This is a genomic window from uncultured Phenylobacterium sp. (assembly GCF_902826855.1).
Taxonomy (GTDB): domain Bacteria; phylum Pseudomonadota; class Alphaproteobacteria; order Caulobacterales; family Caulobacteraceae; genus Phenylobacterium.
Genome location: NZ_CADEGK010000292.1, coordinates 1 through 4,428, shown reverse-complemented (window position 1 = coordinate 4,428; position 4,428 = coordinate 1). Strand labels below are relative to the sequence as shown.

General features: G+C 67.9%; 5 protein-coding genes. All 5 read right to left on the bottom strand.

Annotated elements, in window-relative coordinates:
* A partial coding sequence (locus tag QZV94_RS23540) for an NAD(P)(+) transhydrogenase (Re/Si-specific) subunit beta (RefSeq protein ID WP_293682673.1) occupies window positions 1-1,351 on the bottom strand: 1,351 nt, incomplete at its 3' end.
* Window positions 1,348-1,686, bottom strand: a complete 339-nt coding sequence (locus QZV94_RS23535; RefSeq protein ID WP_293682675.1) for a proton-translocating transhydrogenase family protein — start codon at window positions 1,684-1,686, stop codon at window positions 1,348-1,350. The genes QZV94_RS23540 and QZV94_RS23535, both read right to left, overlap by 4 nt.
* 53 nt (window positions 1,687-1,739) lie before the next feature.
* The gene (locus QZV94_RS23530) at window positions 1,740-2,873 is read right to left on the bottom strand and encodes a Re/Si-specific NAD(P)(+) transhydrogenase subunit alpha (RefSeq protein WP_293682671.1); all 1,134 of its coding nucleotides are present in this window, start codon (window positions 2,871-2,873) and stop codon (window positions 1,740-1,742) included.
* 113 nt (window positions 2,874-2,986) lie between these two features.
* Window positions 2,987-3,226, bottom strand: a complete 240-nt coding sequence (locus QZV94_RS23525) for an aa3-type cytochrome c oxidase subunit IV (RefSeq protein ID WP_293682669.1) — start codon at window positions 3,224-3,226, stop codon at window positions 2,987-2,989.
* A gap of 43 nt (window positions 3,227-3,269) precedes the next feature.
* On the bottom strand, window positions 3,270-4,367 hold the full coding sequence (locus tag QZV94_RS23520) for an alpha/beta hydrolase (protein WP_293682667.1): 1,098 nt from the start codon (window positions 4,365-4,367) through the stop codon (window positions 3,270-3,272).
* Window positions 4,368-4,428 lie beyond the last annotated feature (61 nt).

Here is a 4,428-nt window from a genome sequence, read left to right as displayed (position 1 = left end):
CGCGGAAGAACAGCTCGTTCTCGACGCCGGCATACCCCGCCGCCATGCCGCGCTTCACGAACAGCACGGTGCGCGCCTTCTCCACATCCAGGATCGGCATGCCGTAGATCGCCGAGGTGGGGTCGGTCTTGGCCGCCGGATTGGTGACGTCGTTGGCGCCGATCACGAACGCCACATCGGCGGTCGGGAATTCGGCGTTGATGTCCTCCAGTTCGAAGACCTCGTCGTAGGGCACGTTCGCTTCCGCCAGCAGCACGTTCATGTGCCCCGGCATCCGGCCGGCGACGGGATGGATGGCGTATTTGACCTCCACGCCCTCTTCCTTCAGCTTGTCGGCCATCTCGCGCAGGGCGTGCTGGGCCTGGGCCACCGCCATGCCGTAGCCGGGGACGATGATCACCTTGGATGCGTTCTTCATGATGAAGGCGGCGTCCTCGGCAGAGCCCTGCTTCACCGGCCGTGTCTCGACCCGGCCGCTGGCCGCCGCAGCGTCCTCCCCGCCGAACCCGCCCAGGATCACCGAGACAAAACTGCGGTTCATCCCCTTGCACATGATGTAGCTGAGGATCGCGCCGGAGGAGCCTACCAGCGCCCCGGTGATGATCAGCGTCACGTTCTCCAGGGTGAAGCCCAGCGCCGCCGCCGCCCAGCCGGAGTAGCTGTTCAGCATCGACACCACGACCGGCATATCGGCGCCGCCGATCGGGATGATCAGGGTGACGCCGATCAGCAGCGCGAGCGCAAACACCGCCCAGAAAGCCCAGAGCGCCGAGCCGCCGCTCATCACGAGGGCCGCGATCATCGCCAGTATACCTGCGGCGATCGCCAGGTTCAGCGTGTGGCGCATGGGGAGCAGGATCGGCGCGCCGCTCATGTTGCCGTTCAACTTGGCGTAGGCGATCACCGAGCCGGTGAAGGTCACCGCCCCGATCGCCAGGCCCAGCGACAGCTCGATCAGCGACATGAAGTGGACCGTGCCGTCCGCATCCGAGATGCCATAGGCCGCCGGCGTATGGATCGCCGCCACCGCCACCAGGCAGGCCGCCATGCCGACCAGGCTATGGAACGCAGCCACCAGCTGCGGCATCGACGTCATCGCCACGCGCCGCGCGATCAGCGCTCCGATGCCGCCGCCGATCACCACCCCGCCCAGGATCAGGCCGATGGTCAGGGGGTCGAGCTTGCCCTGTGTCGCCAGCGTGGCCAGCGCCGTGGCCACCGCGATGGCCATGCCGATCATGCCATTCCGGTTGCCCGCCTGGCTGGTGGTCGGCGAAGAGAGGCCGCGCAGCGCCAGGATGAACAGGACGCCCGAGACGATGTAGAGGATGGCCGCGAGGTTGGCGTTCACTTGTGGCCGTCCTTTTTCACGGCCGGTTCCTTCTTCTTGTACATCGCCAGCATGCGCTGGGTGACCAGGAAGCCGCCGAAGATGTTGACCGCCGCGAACGCCGCGGCGATGGCCCCGGCCCCCTTGGAGATCAGGATGCTGCCCGTCAGCTCGCCACCCGGCGCCTGGGCCGCCGCGGCCAGGAGGGCGCCCACGATGATCACCGAGGAAATGGCGTTGGTGACCGCCATCAGCGGCGTGTGCAGCGCCGGCGTTACGCTCCAGACCACGTAGTAGCCGACGAAGATCGCCAGCACGAAGATCGCGAGGCGGAAGATGGTCGGGTCGACGTCCATATCAGGCAAGCCTCAGTTGGAAGGACGTGGGGAGGTCGCAGCCGCGCATCCCGCTAGCCCTTCAGCGACGGATGGACGACCGCCCCGCCCCGGGCGACCAGCGCCGCGGCCAGGATCTCATCGTCGTAGTTCGGCGCGAACTGGCCCTCCTTGTCGAGGAACAGTCCGACGAAGGCGAACAGGTTGCGCGCGTAGAGGTTCGACGCGTCCGCGGCGATGCGGCCGGGCAGATTGGCCACGCCCATGATCTTGACGCCGTTCGTGCTGACGGCGACCTCGCCCGGCTTGGCGCCTTCCACGTTGCCGCCCTGCTCGACGGCCAGGTCGACGATCACCGAGCCCGGCTTCATCGCGGCCACCTGGGCGGCGCTGACCAGCCTGGGCGCGGGACGCCCCGGGATCAGGGCGGTGGTGATGACGATGTCCTGCTTGGCAATGTGGCCGCTGACCAGCTCGGCCTGCTTGGCCTGGTACTCCGGGCTCATCTGCTTGGCGTAGCCGCCCTCGGTCTGGGCGTTCTTGAACTCCTCGTCCTCGACCGCGATGAACTTGGCGCCCAGGCTCTCGACCTGCTCCTTGGTGTCGGGCCGCACATCTGTCGCCGTGACCACCGCGCCGAGGCGCCGCGCCGTGGCGATGGCCTGCAGGCCGGCGACGCCCACGCCCATCACGAACACCTTGGCCGCGGCGACGGTGCCGGCGGCGGTCATCATCATCGGCAGGGCGCGACCATAGGCCTCGGCCGCCTCGATCACCGCGCGATAGCCGGCCAGATTGGCCTGGGAGGACAGCACGTCCATCACCTGGGCGCGCGTGATCCGCGGCACGAACTCCATGGAAAAGGCGGTCGCGCCCTGCTTGGCGAGCGCGTCAAGGGCGGGGCGTTCGTTGTATGGGTTGAGCATGCCGACGACGATGGCTCCGGCTTTCAGCGCCTTGATCTCGTCGGCCTCGGGAGCCCGGACCTTGAACACGATGTCGGCCTTGGCCAACGCATCCTTGGCGGTCGTGGCGATGGTCGCGCCGGCGGTGGCGTAGTCGGCGTCGGGATAGGAGGCCGCGACGCCGGCGCCGGCTTCCACGGTCACCGCGAATCCCGCCGCGATCAGCTTCTTCACCGTCTCGGGCACGGCGGCCACCCGGGTCTCTCCGGCGCGGCGCTCCTTGGTGACGGCGATAACGGCCATGGGCCCCCCGTTAAGCGCGAACCCAGCGGACGATAGGACGTCGCGACGTCCTGTCCAGCCGAGGCCCGGGCTATGAAAGAAGCCCCCGGTAGGCGGGGGCTCTCAGTGTGACTTCAGTGCGCCGGCGCCGGCTTTTCGCGCAGCAGCATGACGCCTGCCACCATCACCACGATCCCGCCCAGCGCCCCGACCAGGAAGCCGGCGGGGGTGCAGAACCAAAGCACCACAAAGAACAAGAAAGCCGCGAGGACCAAGCTGCCCCACTTGGTCATGCCCATCACCAGATGGAACGTCGCCTGCTGTTCGCTGACGTCCATGGCGCCGTGCTGGTAGTCGGACGAATCTCCGGCCATCGGTGTCTGTACTCTCGAATGAATTGGGAAGTGGCGTCAGGCCCTACACGAACCGGGGCCCCGCCTCAAGGGGCCAGGAGACCAGCAGCGTCCGGATCGCGGCGACCAGGGCCAGCGGCTGGTCGATCATCACGTGGTGATGGGAATCCGGGATTTCGACGTCGGGGATGTTCGGGCCCAGGAACGTCGGCTCGCCGGACGCCTTGCGGCCGATGATCCGGCTCTTGTCGCCGTAGATGTGGATCGCAGGCACCTTCAGTTCCGGCGTCTCGCCGCCGCTGAAGTTGCTCTCCGAGCGGTCCATCTTCTCCCACATGTTGGGATCGAACTTCCACGCCCAGCCCTGTCCAGAGCCGTCCTCCGCCTTTTCGCCTTCGGGGAGAGGCGCGCGCTTCAGCGAGCGGCGGGCGATGAAGTCGAGGACGTAGTGGTTTTCCGTCGGCTGCGGCGGCATCAGCCGGAAGCGCTCCAGCGCCTTGGCCATGGTCGGGTAGACGCGGCTGGGCCGGTCGGGGCTGGGGTTGTTGGCCAGCAGTTCCTGGCGCTTGCGGCGTTCCTCCAGGACCTGCGGCGGCGGCCCACCGAAGCCGGTGTCCACCAGGATCGCCGCCGCCATCTGGTCCGGATAGCGCGCGGCTGTAAAGAACACCTGCCCGCCGCCGAAGGAGTGACCGATATAGATGGGCTTGCGCCCGCCCTCGTAGAGTCCCGTCGCCCGCGAGACCGCCTCGGCGTCATCGGCGAAGTCGGGGAAGCGGTAGGCGTCGCGCCACTCGGAATTGCCCATCCCGGCCAGCGACATCGAGGTCACGCGGTAGTCCTTGGCGAGGTAAGGCGCCAGCGGGCTCCACCATTCGGCATGCGCGCTGTTGCCGTGCGCCAGGAGCAGGCCCGGCTTGCCCCGCTCGCCCCAACTCAGGGCCTCGAGCCTGGTCCCGTGCGAGGTGACGAAGGTGCGCTCGGGCTCCTGCGCGATGGCCCACTGGAACCACGCGGGAGCCGGCGGCGCCTCCCCGTTGAACGGCGCCAGCGGCGCGCGGACCTCGGGCGGCAGGTCGTCCATGTGGAAGGGACGGTCGTCGTAGGTTTCCTTGGCGACCTCGCGGGCCGCCGTCGGCTTTGGGTTTACATCATCAGCCATCGCCTCAGGGTCTAACGACCGTTTGAAAAATGGCAACCCGTGTCATGGTGCGGCAAAATCA